The organism is Pseudomonas sp. LB3P81 (genome assembly GCF_054897965.1).
The window spans coordinates 5,312,684-5,328,613 of record NZ_JBUBVG010000001.1 but is presented as its reverse complement, the minus strand read 5'-3'; the positions used below and the strand labels follow the sequence as shown (position 1 = coordinate 5,328,613).

Below are 15,930 nucleotides of genomic sequence, written 5' to 3'. Positions count from 1 at the left end.
GCAATCTATTGCAACAACAGGCAAATGGTAGATATTGAATGCACAAGAAAGACAGAACAGAAAAACTGAAGAACAACATAAAGTACCTGATAAAAAGCCGTGGAGAGACCCGGCTTTCCTTGTGTAATTCCAGCGGATTAACCCGAACAACCATCTATAACATTCTGGAAGGAAGGGTAACCCATGTACAACAATCGACCATTCGAAAAATATCAGATTTTTTTGGCGTGTCTTATAAAGAAATAGAGACGGTCGATTTTGAAGAAAAAGAAATAATAGAGAGCAGTGCCTCTCCACACGGAAACATGAACCCGGTAGCGATCCCGATCATTAGAGAAAGTTTTCTGCTTCAGAGTCTGGACAAAAGAATTGGTGAGTTGGCTATCACGCACCCGCTGACCTATTACTTCGGCACGGCCTGTAATTTAATAGGTGTGCTTCTCGAGAATGAAATCAGTGAAATGAACGAGACGGGGGATATTTTGATAGTCAAAAGGGGCTTATCAAATGGCAGCACAGACAAGTTAGGGTACGACAAAGTAACGAATAGACTAACCATAGCCAGCGGCAATTACTTTAACTCTGATACCACTTATATTATTGGAGATATTTTAGAGGAAAGGTTTAATGGAAAATAGGAATGAACTCGAAAACAGCAAATACAAATTATTGGGATTTGAAAAAAGTAAAAACCTTGTCGTTATCATGGTGATCTCCACAGGAAAAATCGTAAAAGTAAAGCTAGGCGAAATATTGAGAAGCGAAATAATAGACAACCTAAACAAGGTAGAAATCAAGGACATCTATCGAAAATATTATTCTGGTGGTACTGCATTAACCACCTACGAAATGAATGATCGCCACGAAAGGTCGTGGATGACGTACGTTGCCCTCAACTTAATGCTTTTCGCACTCTACATATTCACAAATGTTGCCGCGACGAAACTTGTATACATAGAATTATTTGACATAGTTGTTACTCCTGGCGTTTTTCTATACCCACTGACGTTTTTAGTAGTTGACATACTAAATGAAGCTTACGGCATTAGACTCGCAAGACGAGCCATACTGTTCGCTTTCGCAAGCAATGCGTTTATCATCATATTACTAAGTGGAACTAGCTATCTTCCCGGCTTGCCCGGCTGGAAACTCGACGAACCCTACAGCGAGGTGATTACGCATGTGTCATCTGTGTTAGTAGCCTCCTGTATATCTTTTCTTTTCTCGGAATACGTCAATTCTTATCTTCTATGCAGGATAAAAGAATTAACAAACTCCAGATTTCTATTTTTCCGGGTATTTTTTAGTACTTTCTTTGCAGTGATTATAGACAGCTTTCTTTTTTGCTTTATTGCATTTTACGGAACCATGCAAAATAGCGACATACTTCATATCGTCTATATTCAAATAGCTATAAAAATGTGCTTCGCAGTTTTCAACATTTTACCTGCCTACGGAGCAAGATCACTATTTAAGAAGTATATAGCTGCAGGCCAACCTGCATAAAGCCTGGGGGAATTACTAACAGCTAACTCCCCCAACAGCTAATTCAACTTTTAGAGCGCTAGTTTTATTTTTAAATTGCTCCTGACCTCCGCTCCATTTTTCAGAAATTCATTCAATCCTTTCGCACGAAGAGCACATGCATCACAATCCGCGCACCCACTTCCCGTTATGCCGTTATAGCAAGTCAATGTGTGGTATCTGATCAGATCCAGCTGCTTGTGATAATCAGCCAATGCCCAAGTCTCAGCTTTGTTCAACCGCATAAGCGGCGTCTCGACTCGTATCTTATAGTCCATACCCATACGAATGGCGCTGTTCAACACTTTAATAAACTCATCACCACAATCAGGATAACCAGAGCTCTCTGTTTCACAGACACCTGTAATTACAGCCTCAGCGCCCACTTGATAGGCATAAATTGAAGCCAGAGTTAAAAACAGAATGTTCCTGCCAGGTACGAACGTATCAGGCACGCCCCCACCCGTACTCTTTGCAATCGGAATGTTGTCACGCGTCAGGCTGCTAATGGCCAGCTCATTCAGCAATGAAGTGTCCAATACTTTGTGCACCTTCACGCCAAGCCGTTTTGAAAGCTGTTGCGCCACTTCAATTTCTGCACGGTGGCGCTGGCCATAATCAAACGTAATGCAATGAATTTCATCGTACTGCGGCAACGCATGGATCAAGCAGGTGGTCGAGTCCTGTCCGCCGCTGAAAACGATAACGGCCTTACTGGTCATGGTTCGTTCTTCCTTGGGAGTGTCCCGGCAGGGTGCTGGGGACCATTGACCCTATCGGGAAGCTCAAACTCTGGCTGTGAGACGCTTCCGAAATGACCGTCTCCCATTTCCGTTTGTGTCATTTCTTTGCTGGATGAACGTGGCGAACACCCTGTGACGCAGCCCTTGATCTTTTCCTCTGCAGTCGCAGTAATCATTACCCCCGAAATCTCTGTCGTCTCTGAAGCCGCCTTCGCGAGCAAGCCCGCTCCCACAGTGAATGCATTCCTTCAGAAGGAACGCGGTCATGTGGGAGCGGCGGTGCGGCGATCCGACTTGCCCGCGAAAGCGCCAGATCAATCACCCCATCTTTGACTGATTCACATCGAGCGAACCACCTGACGACCGGCGAAAAAAATAAATTGCCACCAAATATGACATGCGTCATATTACGTGCGTAATTAAATGCCGTTTCCTACAGGTAATCTTCCATGACCAGCATGTCCTCCGTTGAGCCCGACCTGGCTGTCCCGGTGACCACTCCAAAGCCTCCCCTGCTCAAACGCCTGCTCCTGTCGTCATTGGGCATCGCTGCACTGGTGCTGGCCGGTGTGTACGCCGCGCATTGGTGGACCGCCGGCCGTTTCATCGAGGAAACCGACGACGCCTACATTGGTGGCGACGTGACGGTGATCGGGCCGAAAGTCGCCGGTTACATCGAAGAAGTGCTGGTCACCGACAACCAGAAAGTGAAGGCCGGTGATGTGCTGATCCGTCTCGATTCCCGCGACTACCGCGCCAACCTGGCCAAAGCCGAAGGCGCGGTCGCCGCCGAAGAAGCCTTGCTCGCCAACCTCGACGCCACGGAACAATTGCAACAGGCGGTGATCGGTCAGGCCCGCGCCGGTATCGACGCCGCCGGCGCCGAAACCGCCCGCTCGCGGGATGACAACGCGCGCTACAAAAAACTGGTGAGCAGCAATGCCGTCTCGGTGGAAAGCGCCCAGCGCGCGGACGCCACCTTCAAGACGGCGCAAGCGCTCAGCTCGAAAGCCCAGGCCGAATTGCTGGCCGCGCAACGCCAATTGAATGTGATCGCAACCCAGAAACAGCAGGCCCGTGCCGCGCTGATGCAGGCCCGCGCCGATCGTGATCTGGCGCAACTGAACGTCGGTTACACCGAGTTGCGCGCACCGATGGATGGCGTGATCGGCAATCGCCGGGCGCGGGTCGGTGCGTATGCGCAGGCCGGTTCGCAACAGTTGTCGGTGGTGCCGGCGAGCGGGCTGTGGGTCGATGCCAACTTCAAGGAAGACCAACTGGCGCACATGACACCGGGCCAACGCGTGGTCATTCATGCCGACGTGCTCTCGGGTCAGGCATTCCACGGTCATCTGGACAGTCTCGCGCCAGCCAGTGGATCGCAATTCAGTGTGTTGCCACCGGAAAACGCCACCGGCAACTTCACCAAGATCGTGCAACGGGTGCCGGTGCGGATCGTGCTCGATCCGGCCGATGGCGTGCTCGGTCATCTGCGTCCGGGCCTGTCGGTGACCGCTGAAGTGGATACGCGCAAGGAGCCTGAAACCCCAACCGTGGCCAGCGCGCCATGAGCCGCGCCCTCGCCGTCCCCGCGCAACCGTTCAACGCCGCCAGCATGGCGACGGCGACCAAGGTCTTCGCCTTCGCCACCATGTGCATCGGCATGTTCATTGCGCTGTTGGACATCCAGATTGTCTCCGCCTCATTGCGTGATATCGGTGGCGGACTCTCGGCGGGCACCGATGAAACCGCGTGGGTGCAGACCAGCTACCTGATCGCCGAAATCATCGTGATTCCGTTGTCCGGCTGGCTCTCCCGAGTGTTCTCCACGCGCTGGCTGTTCTGCGCGTCAGCCGTGGGATTTACCCTCACCAGCCTGCTCTGCGGTGCGGCGTGGAATATCCAGAGCATGATCGCCTTCCGCGCCTTGCAAGGATTCATCGGCGGCTCGATGATTCCGCTGGTGTTCACCACCGCGTTCATTTTCTTTTCTGGCAAGCAACGGGTAATCGCTGCCGCAACTATCGGCGCGGTCGCTTCGCTGGCACCGACCCTGGGCCCGGTGATCGGTGGCTGGATCACCGATATATCCTCTTGGCACTGGCTGTTCTACATCAATCTGGTGCCGGGGATTTTCGTTGCCGTGGCGGTGCCGATGCTGGTGAAGATCGACCAGCCGGAACTCTCGCTGCTCAAGGGCGCCGACTATATAAGCATGGTGTTTCTGGCGCTGTTTCTCGGCTGCCTGGAATACACCCTCGAAGAAGGCCCGCGCTGGAACTGGTTCAGTGACAGCACGATTCTGACCACCGCGTGGATCAGTGGCCTGGCTGGCCTGGCCTTCATCGGCCGAACCCTGCACGTGGCCAACCCGATCGTCGATTTGCGTGCCCTCAAAGACCGCAACTTCGCCCTCGGCTGTTTCTTCTCGTTCGTCACCGGGATCGGCCTGTTCGCCACGATTTACCTGACGCCGCTGTTTCTCGGCCGAGTACGCGGCTACGGTGCGCTGGACATTGGTCTGGCGATTTTCTCTACCGGGGTGTTCCAGCTGATGGCGATTCCGCTGTACGCCTTTCTGGCCAACCGCATCGATCTGCGCTGGATCATGATGACCGGCCTCGGGCTGTTCGCGTTGTCGATGTGGGATTTTAGCCCGATCACCCATGACTGGGGGGCCAGGGAATTGATGCTGCCGCAAGCCTTTCGAGGGATTGCCCAGCAACTGGCCGTGCCGCCCGCCGTCACCTTGACCCTCGGCGGACTGGCGCCAGCCCGGCTCAAACATGCTTCGGGTTTGTTCAATCTGATGCGCAACCTCGGCGGCGCCATCGGCATCGCCGTGTGCGCGACCATCCTCAATGACCGGACCAACCTGCACTTCACCCGGTTGGCGGAAAACCTCAACAGCACCAACGAAGCCCTGAATCAATGGCTGTCCCAGGTCGGCAACAACTTCGCCGCCCTCGGCCAGAGCGGTGACACCGGTGTCACCGCCAGCCTGCATCAGTTATGGCTGCTGACCTACCGCGAAGCGCAGACGCAAACCTACGGCGACGCGTTTCTGATGATCGGGGTCTGTTTCGTCATCGCCACGGCGATGGTGCCCTTGATGCGCAAGGTGCAACCACCGGCCGCGCCATCACCAGACGCTCACTGATCAGGCCTGAGGCATCTTGCGAAAACCTACGGCCAGGCGATTCCAGCTATTGATGGTAGAAATCGCCACGGTCAGGTCGACCATTTCCTTCGGGTTGAACTGCGCGGAGACCTCTTCGTAGTCTTCGTCCGGAGCGTGGGTCAGGCTCAGTTGGGTCAGGGATTCGGTCCAGAGCAGCGCGGCACGTTCGCGATCGGTGAAGAACGGTGCCTCGCGCCAGGCCGTCACGGCGAACAGGCGACGCGGGGTTTCCCCGCCCTTGATGGCATCGGCGGTGTGCATGTCGATGCAGAAAGCACAGCCGTTGATTTGCGATGCACGCAGCTTGACCAGTTCGATCAGGGTCTTTTCCAGCGGCAGCTTCGAGACGGCGGTTTCCAGGGCGATCATGGCTTTGAGCGCATCAGGGGAAGCGGTGTAGAAATCGATACGAGGTTTCATGGCAGGCTCCGGGAGCAAGTGGGGGTGGAGCTAAGTTAATGCCGTCGGCCTGTCGCTTAAATAGCCAATATTTCAGAAGACGGGTAGGCCATTGCGGGATGTCGGTGACGTTGGATTTCTGATCTGGGTTTTATGGTGAGCCTGATGACCGTTTACACAAAGCTCAGTACACCCTCACATCTTGACCCCGTTTATCCAAACAACTCGGTCCATTGTGGGAGCGGCGGTGCGACGATTCGACTTGCTCGCGAACCGCGCAGCGGCCATCCACCAAAAATCACTAAGCCCGACTCCGCAACCACTGCAAAAACCCCTTCTTCACCACCACCTTCGGCGTTTCCTGGGTCAACGTCTTGGCCTTGTGCAAACGGAAATCCAGCAACGCCTTCATCGCTTCGCCGATGTCATGCCGCGCATCCAGGCAGGGTTTGAGGTAGTCCTTTTCGATCCGGTACAAGCTGCAGGCCGTCATGGCGGTGAAGTCCGCCGGCAGCGCCGTGTCCGACAGGATCCCGCCCTCGCCGATCACCTCGCCCGGCCCCATGCGCCCGGACTCGAACTTGACCCCGGCGCGGCTCAGCGCCACCGACACCACGCCGGATTCGATGATGAACAAATGATCGCTGACCTCCCCCGCCGGCAGGATCACTTCCCCGGGACGGAAGGTTTGCAGCGTCAGGTGCTGGCTGAAGGTTTCTTTCTCTTCCTGGCGCAGGGTCGAGAAAATCGCCGAACTTTCCAGCAACGCCCGCGGGCGTGACAGGGCGACCGGCGCATTCGATTCGACGCTGGACAACAGGCTCACGCCCGACGCCTGCAAGTGCCGGAATGCCAGGTCGAACAGCAGGTTGCGCACCATGCGTTTCTGATCCATCGAAACCACGAAACCGCTGATTTCGTATTCCACGCCGGTGGCACTCGAACCTTTCAGCGCAACGCACGGCGCCGGTTTGTTCAGCAGATAACGGCAACCCTCCATCGCCCGTTCCAGCGCATCGATCACCGTTTGTGGCCGTGCATGCGGACTGAGTTGCAGGCTGATCGACACGCCGAAAATGTCGCTCGGTCGGCTGAAGTTGACGATCTTGGCTTTCGCCGCCAGCGAGTTGGGAATCACCGCCATGCTGCCCTGGGCGGTTTGCAGGCGCGTGGCGCGCCAGTCGATGTCGATGACCCGGCCTTCGGTGCCGTCGATGGAGATCCAGTCATCCAGTTGGTAGGGTTTGGTGGTGTTGAGGACGATCCCGGAAAACACGTCGCTGAGGGTGCTTTGCAACGCCAGGCCGACGATGATCGCCAACGCACCGGAGGTGGCCAGCACGCCTTTGACCGGCAGGTCGAGCACGTAGGCCAGCGCCGCGATGATCGCGATCAGGAAAATCACCGCGCCGAGCAAATCCTGAAGCAAGCGCCCGGTATGCCCGACCCGTTGCATCATCACCGCGCCGATCAGCACCGTCAGCGTCCGCGCGCCGAACAGCCACCAACCGATCTGCAAACCGGTCGCCGCCAGGTGCAGCGGCACATTGTCGGCCCAGGGCGGGGGCTCCAGCGGATTCAAACCCTCGTTGAACAGCAGCATGCTGAACAGCGCGAAAATCACCAGCCGCACCACCAGTTTCCAGTTGCTCCCGCCGGCACTGATCAGGCGCCACAATCCGAGGTCGATCAGAATCAGGATCAGGGCGCAGATCAACGGGTGATTGGTGAGCAGTGACAGCATCGAGCAACTCCAGCAAGGACCAATGACGCAAACATCGCACGTATTGTAGGAGCTGGCGAAGCCTGCGATCTTTTGGCGATCTAGAAAGATCAAAAGATCGCAGCCTTCGGCAGCTCCTACAAGGGGCGATGTGGGTCAGTGATTACTTGCTGTTGGTCAGTGTGTTGTAGCTGGTCATCAAATTGCGGTAGTCCGGGATGTGGTTGGAGAACAGGGTCGCCAGGCCTTCCACGTCGTTGCGCCAGTCGCGGTGCAGTTCACAGGCCAGGCCGAACCAGGTCATCAGTTGCGCGCCGGAGGACGACATGCGGTCCCAGGCCGATTGGCGGGTCAGCTCGTTGAACGTGCCGGAAGCGTCAGTCACCACAAACACATCGAAGCCTTCAGCCAGGGCCGACAGCGCCGGGAATGCCACGCACACCTCGGTCACCACGCCAGCGATGATCAGTTGCTTCTTGCCGGTGGCCTTGATCGCCTTGACGAAATCTTCGTTGTCCCAGGCGTTGATCTGGCCAGGACGGGCAATGTACGGCGCGTCCGGGAACAGCGCCTTGAGCTCGGGCACCAGCGGACCGTTGGGGCCGGTTTCGAAACTGGTGGTGAGGATGGTCGGCAATTTGAAGTACTTGGCCAGGTCAGCCAAAGCCAGCACATTGTTCTTGAACCGGTCCGGTTCGATGTCCCGCACCAGAGACAGCAGGCCCGCCTGATGATCGACCAACAGAACGGCGGCGTTATCCTTGTCGAGACGTTTGTAAGAAGTAGTCATGGGGTCATCCTCGCTTTTAATCGATGCCGAAGAGTTCGGCGAACAGGTGTCTTGATTGATCGTTCAGACGCGGCCAGACAAGCGTAGTCAGTCAAGCCTGGCGCGGTGCAACTTTATTTCCGTGTTTCAACCGCTCATCCGTCCAAACCGGCCCGACTGAAAATCGGCAAAGGCCTGGTGAATCTCTTGCTCGCTGTTCATCACGAACGGACCGTGGCCGACGATGGGTTCGTCGATCGGCTCGCCGCTGAGCAGCAACACCACTGCATCGTTATTGGCTTCCAGACTGATCTGGTTGCCATTGCGTTCGAACAACGCCAACTGCCCTTCGCGCACCAGCTCCAGGCCGTTGACCTGAACCGTGCCGCGCAGCACTACCAACGCGGTGTTGCGGCCGTCATGAAGGTCGAGGGTCAGTAACTTGCCGCCGTTGAGGCGCAGGTCCCAGACGTCGACCGGGGTGAATGTCCGCGCCGGGCCGGTGTGGCCGTCGAACTCGCCAGCGATCAGGCGCAGGCTGCCGGCCTTGTCCTTGAGCGGGATGCTCGGGATGTTGCCGTCGAGAATCGTCTGGTAACCGGCGTCGGCCATTTTGTCTTTGGCCGGCAGGTTGACCCACAGCTGGACCATTTCCAGGGTGCCGCCAGTTTTGGCGAAACCTTCGGAGTGGAATTCTTCGTGGAGAATTCCCGAGGCGGCGGTCATCCATTGCACATCGCCCGGGCCGATCTTGCCGCCGCTGCCGGTGGAGTCGCGGTGCTCCAGTTCGCCCTTGTAAACGATCGTCACGGTTTCGAAACCACGGTGCGGATGCTGACCAACACCACGACGCTCGGTGGTCGGAGTGAATTCGACGGGACCGGCGTGATCCAGCAGCAAAAACGGGCTGATGTGCTTGCCCAGATTGTCATAGGAAAACAGCGTACGAACCGGAAAACCGTCGCCGACCCAATGGGTCCGTGGGCTGGTGTAGATGCCGATGATGTTTTTCATGCTGCCTCCAAATCTGTGGTTTGACGCGATGGAGAAAGCTTAAAACCGAACCCTTTGGTGCGCTAGACTGCGAAAATCAGCCTTAGCGTTCTATATGGAGAACGATGGTGGAAGACCTCAACACCCTCTACTACTTCACCCAAGTGGTGGAACATCAGGGTTTCGCCGCGGCCGGGCGGGCACTGGACATGCCCAAATCGAAGCTCAGCCGGCGCATCGCCGAGCTCGAAGAACGCCTCGGCGTACGTTTACTGCACCGCACCAGCCGGCATTGCTCGCTGACGGAAATCGGTCAGGCCTATTACCAGCGTTGCCTGGCCATGCGTGTCGAAGCGGAAAGCGCCGCCGAACTGATCGAACGCAACCGCTCCGAGCCTCAGGGCCTGGTGCGCATCAGTTGCCCGACCGCGCTGCTCAATTCCTGGGTGGGGCCGATGCTGACTCGTTACATGCTCAAGTACCCGCTGGTGGAGTTGTTCATCGAGAGCACCAACCGCCGGGTCGACCTGATTCACGAGGGTTTCGACATTGCCCTGCGCGTACGCTTTCCGCCGCTGGAAAACACCGACATGGTGATGAAGGTGCTGGGCAATAGCACCCAATGCCTGGTGGGCAGCCCGGCGTTCGCCGAGCGGCTGTCGTCGCCCGCCTCCCCGGCCGACCTCAGCGGTTTGCCGAGCGTGCACTGGGGCGCGGCGCAGCGTGAATATCAGTGGGAGTTGTTCGGCGCGGACGGCGCCAGTGCGCTGATTCGGCACGCGCCGCGCATGGTCACCGATGACCTGCTGGCCTTGCGTCACGCGGTGCTCGCGGGCATAGGCATCGCGCACCTGCCCAGCGTGGTGGTGCGCGATGACATCGCCGCCGGACGCCTGGTGGAACTGGTGCCGGGCTGGGCGCCCAAGTGCGGGATCGTCCACGCGATCTTCCCGTCGCGCCGTGGCCTGCTGCCGTCGGTGCGGGCGTTGATCGACTTTCTGGGGGAGGAATTCAGTCACAGCGATATTGCGTGAGGGACTCGACACGCGGGGCTGGCGGAGTTTTTATTCCGGACATAATATTGGCGCAGATTACAACCATAATATCCGCACCCGTCCGAGGACATGACAATGCAAAGCCCCAACCGAGAAGCCACCCTCGCCCGATGGATTGCACAGGAAGACGCCATGCGCGCACGTCTGGCCGGGCCCGGCAGTCTGTCGATGGCCGAGGTCAGCGCGCTGTCGCCCACCGAATTTTTCAACGGCATCGGCAACGGTGAACTGCCCTCGCCGCCCATTGGCACGCTGATGGATTTCATCCCCATCGAATGGTCGGCCGGGCTGTTCATCTTTCAGGGCACACCGGATTCGCGGCATTACAACCCGCTGGGCAGCGTGCATGGCGGCTATGCGGCGACCTTGCTGGATTCGTGCATGGGTTGCGCCATTCATACGCAACTGAAGAAAGGCCAGGGCTATACGACGCTGGATCTGCGCATCAGCTATGTTCGCGCGTTGACCGGCGCCAGTGGGCCGGTGCGGGCCGAGGGCAAGATTGTGCATCTGGGACGCTCGACGGCGCTGGCCGAGGGGCGGATTTATGATGTGGATGGGCGGTTGTATGCGACGGGGTCGACGACTTGCATGATTCTTGAGGCGCGGGGGTAGCGTTTAAGATCACAAGATCGCAGCCTCGTTTCACTCGACAGCTCCTACAGAGTACGCAATCCCCTGTAGGAGCTGTCGAGTGAAACGAGGCTGCGATCTTTTGATTCATGACTTGCGGTAAACATTGCTTTGCCCCACCAGCGGTTTTTCTCAAGGATGCGGGCGCGGATACTCGTGCCCATTCCCACTGCAAACCCTGGAGTCATTGATGTCTATTCCCGCATTCGGTCTTGGTACGTTTCGCTTGCAAGGCCAGGTGGTCATCGATTCGGTCAGCACCGGCCTGGAGCTGGGCTATCGGGTCATCGATACCGCGCAGATCTACGAGAACGAAGCCGAGGTCGGCGAGGCCATCGCGGCCAGTGGCATTGCCCGTGACGAGCTGTTCATAACCAGCAAGATCTGGGTCGCCAACTTCGCCAAAGACCGCTTGATCGACAGCCTCAAGGAAAGCCTGAAAAAACTCCGGACCGACTACCTGGACCTGACCCTGATCCACTGGCCGTCCCCGGAAGATCAGGTGCCGGTCGAGGAATTCATGGGCGCCCTGCTCGAAGCCAAAAACCTTGGCCTGACCCGCCGGATCGGCGTTTCCAACTTCACCGTCGATTTGATGAAACAGGCGATTGCCGCCATCGGTGCCGAGCACATCGCCACCAACCAGATCGAACTCCACCCGTACCTGCAAAACCGCAAGGTCGTCGGGTTCGCGCAGAGCCAGGGCATCCGGATCACTTCCTACATGACCCTGGCTTACGGTGAAGTGCTGAAAGATCCGGTCATTCAGCAGATCGCCGAACGCCTGCAAGCAACGCCTGCGCAAATCACTCTGGCCTGGGCCATGCAATCGGGTTACGCGGTGATTCCTTCGTCCACCAGACGCGCCAATCTGCAAAGCAATCTCAAAGCCTGCGCCCTGACCCTGAGCGACGCTGACATGGCGCTGATCGCCGGTCTTGAGCGCGACCAGCGTCTGACCAGCCCGCAAGGCATCGCGCCGAACTGGGATTGAACCTTAGCCCTGCGCCAGGCTTTTGTCCAGCCGCGTCATGGCCTGCTGCAACTGATCGACAGCGGCGTCGATCTGCGCAGCGTGGCCATCACCGCAGGCACGCTCCAGTGCCTCGCAACACTCGATCAGGCTGACCGCGCGAACCATCAACGCCCCGCCCTTGATACGGTGCGCGAGCGTGCGAAGCACCTGCTGCTCGCCGCTCGCATGCGCCTCGAGCAGTTCATCGCGATCAGTGCGATTGGTCATGACCACGTCGCGCAACAATTGCGTGATCAATTCATGGTCGTCGCCGACGTATTGCTGCAGACCGCTCAAGTCGATCTCGGGGACTTTAAGTGCTTCGATAACTGGCACCGGTTCACCCGCAAACCTTGCGGCCAGCCAGGCTCTCAACTCCGCCAGCCCGATCGGTTTGAACAGGCAATCGTCCATGCCCGCCTCCAGGCAACGGGCCTTCTCATCGGGCTGCGCATTGGCGGTCAACCCCAGAATCAGTGTGGGCGGCAATCCCTGCGCACGCTCTTCATCGCGTATCGCACCCGTCAGTTCATAACCGTTGCACACCGGCATGTTGCAATCGGTCATGACCACATCGAATTGAAATTCGCGCCACTTCTCGAGTCCTTGCCGCCCATCCTCGGCGACCATCACGCTGTGACCCAGATAGCCCAACTGCCGGGACATCAACAGACGGTTGGCCGGAAAATCATCGACCACCAGAATCGTCAGCGGACGCGTCTGCGGCAGCCCTTCGTCTTCGGGCACACCGCAGGAGGGCAGCGGATGCAACACGGGCAGTTCAAGGCAGACATCGATCCGCGTACCACGTCCAAGCAAGCTTTCGAGGTGCAATCGGCCGCCCATCATTTCGCACAAGGTTCGGCTGATCACCAACCCCAGCCCGGAACCTTGCCGGCCTGAATGCGGATTGTTACCGGCCTGCGCGAACGATCTGAACAGGCGCTGCTGATCGAGTGCGCTAATGCCGATGCCGGTGTCTGCAATGCGCACGTTGACCACCAGATGCCCCGCCAACCCGGGTTCGACCCGCAGTGTCAGGCTCACTTCGCCTTCACGGGTAAACTTGATCGCGTTGCTCAGCAAATTGGACAGCACCTGCTTGAGACGCGTGGAGTCGACCGACACGTCGCATTTGCTGCGAACATCCAGAGCGACGTGCCATTCCAGACCCTTCTGCCGCGCCAACCCCTCAAACACCCGGCACACCGATTCGACCAGCGTGTGCAGATTGGACCGTTCCGGTGTCAGGGACAAATGCCCTGATTCAATACGCGCGATGTCCAGAATGTCGCCAATCAACGCCAGCAATTGTTGCCCGGCATTGAACGCCACTTCGATGGCAGGACGGTCAGTAACGCCTTCATCCGCTCCCTTCTTCGCCAGTTCGAGCATACCGAGCATCGCATTCATCGGCGTGCGGATTTCGTGGCTCATGGTTGCCAGAAACGTGGTTTTCGCACGGTTGGCATCGTCCGCAGCATCCTTGGCGTCCTGCAATTGACTGAGCAATTGCTGACGCAGACGAATCTGCCGACGCAGCCAGGCGATCCAGGCCAGCGCCAGCAACAACAAGGCACCGGCGACGGCAAAGGCCTGGAGAATGTCCTGGCGGTGCCCCAGCCAGAAACTTGGTTCGACCATCAGGTCATTGCGCCAGCGGCCAGTCATTTCATCGATTTCTTCGGGTGGAATGCTGAGCAGCGCCTTGTCCAGAATCGAATGCAGCACCACCGCCTCGCGACCGGTTGCCAGGGTGCTGCGGGCCGGATCGGTGCCGACGGTGCTGGTCACTTGCAGCCGGTCCCGATACTGCCGGGAAATCATGACCCGGGCACCGATCAGTGAGTTGATGCCGCCGTCAGCGTTGCCTTCGGCAACCATTTCCATCGCTTGCGCCGTCAATGGCGCATTGACCAGTTCAATCTGCGGAAAGTGCTGACGAATGAACTCGCCGGCACTGTTGCCCTGGGTGACGGCCAGTTTTTTGCCCGCCATTTCATCCAGTGTTCGGGGACTGTCCGACGCGATACGAGTCACCAGCACATTAGGACTGGTCAAAAACGGTCGGGTGAAGCGCAATCCGGTTTCACGTTCGATGCTGGGGCTTATCCCGGCAACCATATCGACCTGTCCGGTCCTGATCCATTCAAGTATTTCAGCCACTGACCGGGTCGGTTGGATGTCGAACTTCAAGCCTGTGCGCAAGCTGATTTTCGCCAGCACATCAATGCTGATCCCCCGGTACTTGCCCTCACTGTCGATGAATGAAATCGGCATGAGGTTTTCGTTGATCGCCACTCGCACACGCGGATGATCGTCGAGCCAGCGTTGTTCGACCACGTTGAAATGCAGGGCTTGAGTGCCTGCGATGGAGGTCCCGCTGCCACCCCATCGGCGCAGAATGTTCATCCGTTCATTGGTAGGGATCGCCGCCAGCGCCCGGTTGACAATGCGTTGCAGCTGCTGGTTGTCGCTGCTCATCGCGAACGCGAAACGCCCGGACTCCAGAAGCGAAAAATCGGCCAGTTGAACATTGTTGAGGTAGTTTTTGCTGATCAGGTAATTGGCGCTGATCGCATCGCTGAGGACAGCGTCCGCCTGACGGAACGCTACGGCCCCTACCGCCTCAAGCGTCGAGGGATACAGCTCGACATTCGCCTTGGGATAAAACGCCCGCACTTGCTGCTCGGGCAAATAGTGGTACAGCATCGCCAGCCGTTTACTGGCCAGATCGGGGTCAAGCGGCGCAGTCGAATCCGTGCGGGTCAGCACGACGGGTTGATCGTCCGCATAGGCGCCGGACATCCGCAACTGTGGATCCTCGGCCTCATAACGATTGGCTGTTCCCAGTAAATCAGCCTTTCTTTCCTTGACCGCCCGCACCGCCTCGTCCCGCGATGCATAGCGGTGAACGACGATCTCCACGTGCAACAGTTGCTTGAGCAACCCTGCAATGTCAGCCGTCAACCCTTCGTAGTCCGTGCCGGTGGTGGTGATGTCGAAGGGCGGATAATCCGGTGCCGAGACGGCCAGCACCAACTGGCCCTTTTGTCGCAGCAACCGCGAATCGGCATCCGACAGTTTGACGTCGTAGCCGTCGACGTTGGAGCGTCCCAGCAATTTCAGTGTTTGAGGTTGTGCGTAGACGCTGGATATCCATAGATAGCCCAGCAGAGCGAGGAGTAGCGGGTAACGCAAACGTCGGAAGGTCTTCATTCAGATCAGATTATTGCGTTTGGCGAAATCCCGCAGGTGCACCTTGGACTCGACGTTGAGTTTTTCTGTCAACCGGGTCTTGTAAGTGCTGACCGTCTTGTGACTAAGGTTCATGAGTTCGCCGATTTCCTTGTTGCTCACTCCCTGGGCCAGGTACAGAAAGATTGTCAGTTCACGGTCGGAGAGCTTGTCGATCATGTCCTTCTCGCTGCATTGCATTGCGTTCAGCGACACCGAACTCGACGGCAGCTTGGCGAAATAGGTGTAACCGGCCATCACCGCAAGCACGGCCTCGTGCAAATGCTTCAAATCGTTGGCCTTGGAAACATAAGCCCTGGCGCCGGCACGCATGCAACGGTCTTGATAAAACCGGCGTTCTTGCCCGGTGAAAACCAGTACCCGGCATTGCACGTCACTGGCCTGGATGCGGGCCAGCACATCCAGCCCGGGGAGACCGGGCATCATCAGATCCAGCACCACCAGTTCAGGTTGATGCTCACAGATCGTCGAAAAGACCTCGTTGCCGCTGGATACCTGATGAATCAGTTTGAAACCCAGCTGTTTAAGCAGCATCGCGACAGCAGCGCGAACCACCGGATGATCGTCTGCTAATAGCGCTGACTTCATGGCAACTCCCTGTGCAAATACACGACGATTGGGCCAGTAATGCCCGCGG

At 57.4% G+C, this 15,930-nt stretch carries 14 protein-coding genes; 7 read left to right on the top strand and 7 right to left on the bottom strand.

What is annotated here, in order from left to right; all coding sequences use genetic code 11:
* The first annotated feature begins 38 nt into the window (after positions 1-38).
* Both ACYZTL_RS24690 and ACYZTL_RS24685 read left to right on the top strand, forming a co-directional pair.
* Positions 39-638, top strand: coding sequence for a helix-turn-helix transcriptional regulator (locus tag ACYZTL_RS24690; RefSeq protein ID WP_461953927.1), 600 nt, complete (start codon positions 39-41; stop codon positions 636-638).
* The gene (locus tag ACYZTL_RS24685) at positions 628-1,506 is read left to right on the top strand and encodes a queuosine precursor transporter (RefSeq protein ID WP_461953926.1); all 879 of its coding nucleotides are present in this window, start codon (positions 628-630) and stop codon (positions 1,504-1,506) included. The genes ACYZTL_RS24690 and ACYZTL_RS24685 overlap by 11 nt, the downstream gene beginning before the upstream one ends.
* 50 nt (positions 1,507-1,556) lie before the next feature.
* On the opposite strand, the gene queC is transcribed toward ACYZTL_RS24685, so the two are convergent.
* The gene (queC, locus tag ACYZTL_RS24680; RefSeq protein WP_461953925.1) at positions 1,557-2,246 is read right to left on the bottom strand and encodes a 7-cyano-7-deazaguanine synthase QueC; all 690 of its coding nucleotides are present in this window, start codon (positions 2,244-2,246) and stop codon (positions 1,557-1,559) included.
* Positions 2,247-2,716: 470 nt separating this feature from the next.
* On the opposite strand from queC, the gene ACYZTL_RS24675 reads away from it, so the two are divergent.
* Together ACYZTL_RS24675 and ACYZTL_RS24670 are read left to right on the top strand one after the other, a co-directional pair.
* Positions 2,717-3,838 carry an HlyD family secretion protein gene (locus ACYZTL_RS24675; RefSeq protein WP_461953924.1) on the top strand — a complete coding sequence of 374 codons (1,122 nt, stop codon included), beginning with the start codon at positions 2,717-2,719 and terminating at the stop codon, positions 3,836-3,838.
* Positions 3,835-5,427 (top strand): DHA2 family efflux MFS transporter permease subunit, encoded by a 1,593-nt coding sequence (locus ACYZTL_RS24670; protein WP_461953923.1) that lies wholly within the window; start codon positions 3,835-3,837, stop codon positions 5,425-5,427. Before ACYZTL_RS24675 ends, ACYZTL_RS24670 begins: the two co-directional genes overlap by 4 nt.
* Here the strand turns inward: ACYZTL_RS24670 and ACYZTL_RS24665 are convergent, their stop codons facing one another.
* The 4 genes from ACYZTL_RS24665 to ACYZTL_RS24650 form a co-directional block, all read right to left on the bottom strand.
* Positions 5,428-5,868, bottom strand: a complete 441-nt coding sequence (locus ACYZTL_RS24665; RefSeq protein WP_461953922.1) for a carboxymuconolactone decarboxylase family protein — start codon at positions 5,866-5,868, stop codon at positions 5,428-5,430.
* Positions 5,869-6,148: 280 nt separating this feature from the next.
* The gene (locus ACYZTL_RS24660) at positions 6,149-7,591 is read right to left on the bottom strand and encodes a mechanosensitive ion channel domain-containing protein (protein WP_461953921.1); all 1,443 of its coding nucleotides are present in this window, start codon (positions 7,589-7,591) and stop codon (positions 6,149-6,151) included.
* A 142-nt stretch (positions 7,592-7,733) separates the two neighbouring features.
* Positions 7,734-8,360: an isochorismate family cysteine hydrolase YcaC gene (gene ycaC / locus ACYZTL_RS24655; RefSeq protein WP_008032356.1), complete on the bottom strand. Its 627-nt coding sequence runs from the start codon at positions 8,358-8,360 to the stop codon at positions 7,734-7,736.
* Positions 8,361-8,486: 126 nt separating this feature from the next.
* The gene (locus ACYZTL_RS24650) at positions 8,487-9,353 is read right to left on the bottom strand and encodes a pirin family protein (RefSeq protein WP_461953920.1); all 867 of its coding nucleotides are present in this window, start codon (positions 9,351-9,353) and stop codon (positions 8,487-8,489) included.
* Between the two features lie 104 nt (positions 9,354-9,457).
* Between ACYZTL_RS24650 and ACYZTL_RS24645 the strand changes: the two genes are divergently transcribed.
* The 3 genes from ACYZTL_RS24645 (at position 9,458) to dkgB (ending at position 12,014) form a co-directional block, all read left to right on the top strand.
* Complete coding sequence (locus ACYZTL_RS24645) at positions 9,458-10,366, top strand: LysR substrate-binding domain-containing protein (protein WP_461953919.1); 909 nt, start codon at positions 9,458-9,460, stop codon at positions 10,364-10,366.
* A gap of 96 nt (positions 10,367-10,462) precedes the next feature.
* Positions 10,463-11,002 carry a PaaI family thioesterase gene (locus ACYZTL_RS24640; RefSeq protein WP_461953918.1) on the top strand — a complete coding sequence of 180 codons (540 nt, stop codon included), beginning with the start codon at positions 10,463-10,465 and terminating at the stop codon, positions 11,000-11,002.
* Positions 11,003-11,210: 208 nt separating this feature from the next.
* On the top strand, positions 11,211-12,014 hold the full coding sequence (gene dkgB / locus ACYZTL_RS24635; protein WP_461953917.1) for a 2,5-didehydrogluconate reductase DkgB: 804 nt from the start codon (positions 11,211-11,213) through the stop codon (positions 12,012-12,014).
* Between the two features lie 3 nt (positions 12,015-12,017).
* On the opposite strand, the gene ACYZTL_RS24630 is transcribed toward dkgB, so the two are convergent.
* Together ACYZTL_RS24630 and ACYZTL_RS24625 are read right to left on the bottom strand one after the other, a co-directional pair.
* A complete protein-coding gene (locus tag ACYZTL_RS24630; RefSeq protein WP_461953916.1) occupies positions 12,018-15,254 on the bottom strand; it encodes a transporter substrate-binding domain-containing protein in 3,237 nt (1,078 codons plus the stop codon).
* Complete coding sequence (locus ACYZTL_RS24625) at positions 15,255-15,881, bottom strand: response regulator (RefSeq protein ID WP_461953915.1); 627 nt, start codon at positions 15,879-15,881, stop codon at positions 15,255-15,257.
* Between the last annotated feature and the right edge of the window lie 49 nt (positions 15,882-15,930).

Excerpts from the sequence above, each read along its gene's own strand:
- queC (WP_461953925.1), bottom strand. The coding sequence starts at position 2,246 with ATGACCAGTAAGGCCGTTATCGTTTTCAGCGGCGGACAGGACTCGACC.
- ACYZTL_RS24675 (WP_461953924.1), top strand. The coding sequence starts at position 2,717 with ATGACCAGCATGTCCTCCGTTGAGCCCGACCTGGCTGTCCCGGTGACC.
- ACYZTL_RS24660 (WP_461953921.1), bottom strand. The coding sequence starts at position 7,591 with ATGCTGTCACTGCTCACCAATCACCCGTTGATCTGCGCCCTGATCCTG.
- ACYZTL_RS24670 (WP_461953923.1), top strand. The coding sequence starts at position 3,835 with ATGAGCCGCGCCCTCGCCGTCCCCGCGCAACCGTTCAACGCCGCCAGC.
- dkgB (WP_461953917.1), top strand. The coding sequence starts at position 11,211 with ATGTCTATTCCCGCATTCGGTCTTGGTACGTTTCGCTTGCAAGGCCAG.
- ACYZTL_RS24625 (WP_461953915.1), bottom strand. The coding sequence starts at position 15,881 with ATGAAGTCAGCGCTATTAGCAGACGATCATCCGGTGGTTCGCGCTGCT.
- ACYZTL_RS24690 (WP_461953927.1), top strand. The coding sequence starts at position 39 with ATGCACAAGAAAGACAGAACAGAAAAACTGAAGAACAACATAAAGTAC.
- ACYZTL_RS24640 (WP_461953918.1), top strand. The coding sequence starts at position 10,463 with ATGCAAAGCCCCAACCGAGAAGCCACCCTCGCCCGATGGATTGCACAG.
- ACYZTL_RS24685 (WP_461953926.1), top strand. The coding sequence starts at position 628 with ATGGAAAATAGGAATGAACTCGAAAACAGCAAATACAAATTATTGGGA.
- ACYZTL_RS24630 (WP_461953916.1), bottom strand. The coding sequence starts at position 15,254 with ATGAAGACCTTCCGACGTTTGCGTTACCCGCTACTCCTCGCTCTGCTG.
- ACYZTL_RS24665 (WP_461953922.1), bottom strand. The coding sequence starts at position 5,868 with ATGAAACCTCGTATCGATTTCTACACCGCTTCCCCTGATGCGCTCAAA.
- ACYZTL_RS24645 (WP_461953919.1), top strand. The coding sequence starts at position 9,458 with ATGGTGGAAGACCTCAACACCCTCTACTACTTCACCCAAGTGGTGGAA.
- ycaC (WP_008032356.1), bottom strand. The coding sequence starts at position 8,360 with ATGACTACTTCTTACAAACGTCTCGACAAGGATAACGCCGCCGTTCTG.
- ACYZTL_RS24650 (WP_461953920.1), bottom strand. The coding sequence starts at position 9,353 with ATGAAAAACATCATCGGCATCTACACCAGCCCACGGACCCATTGGGTC.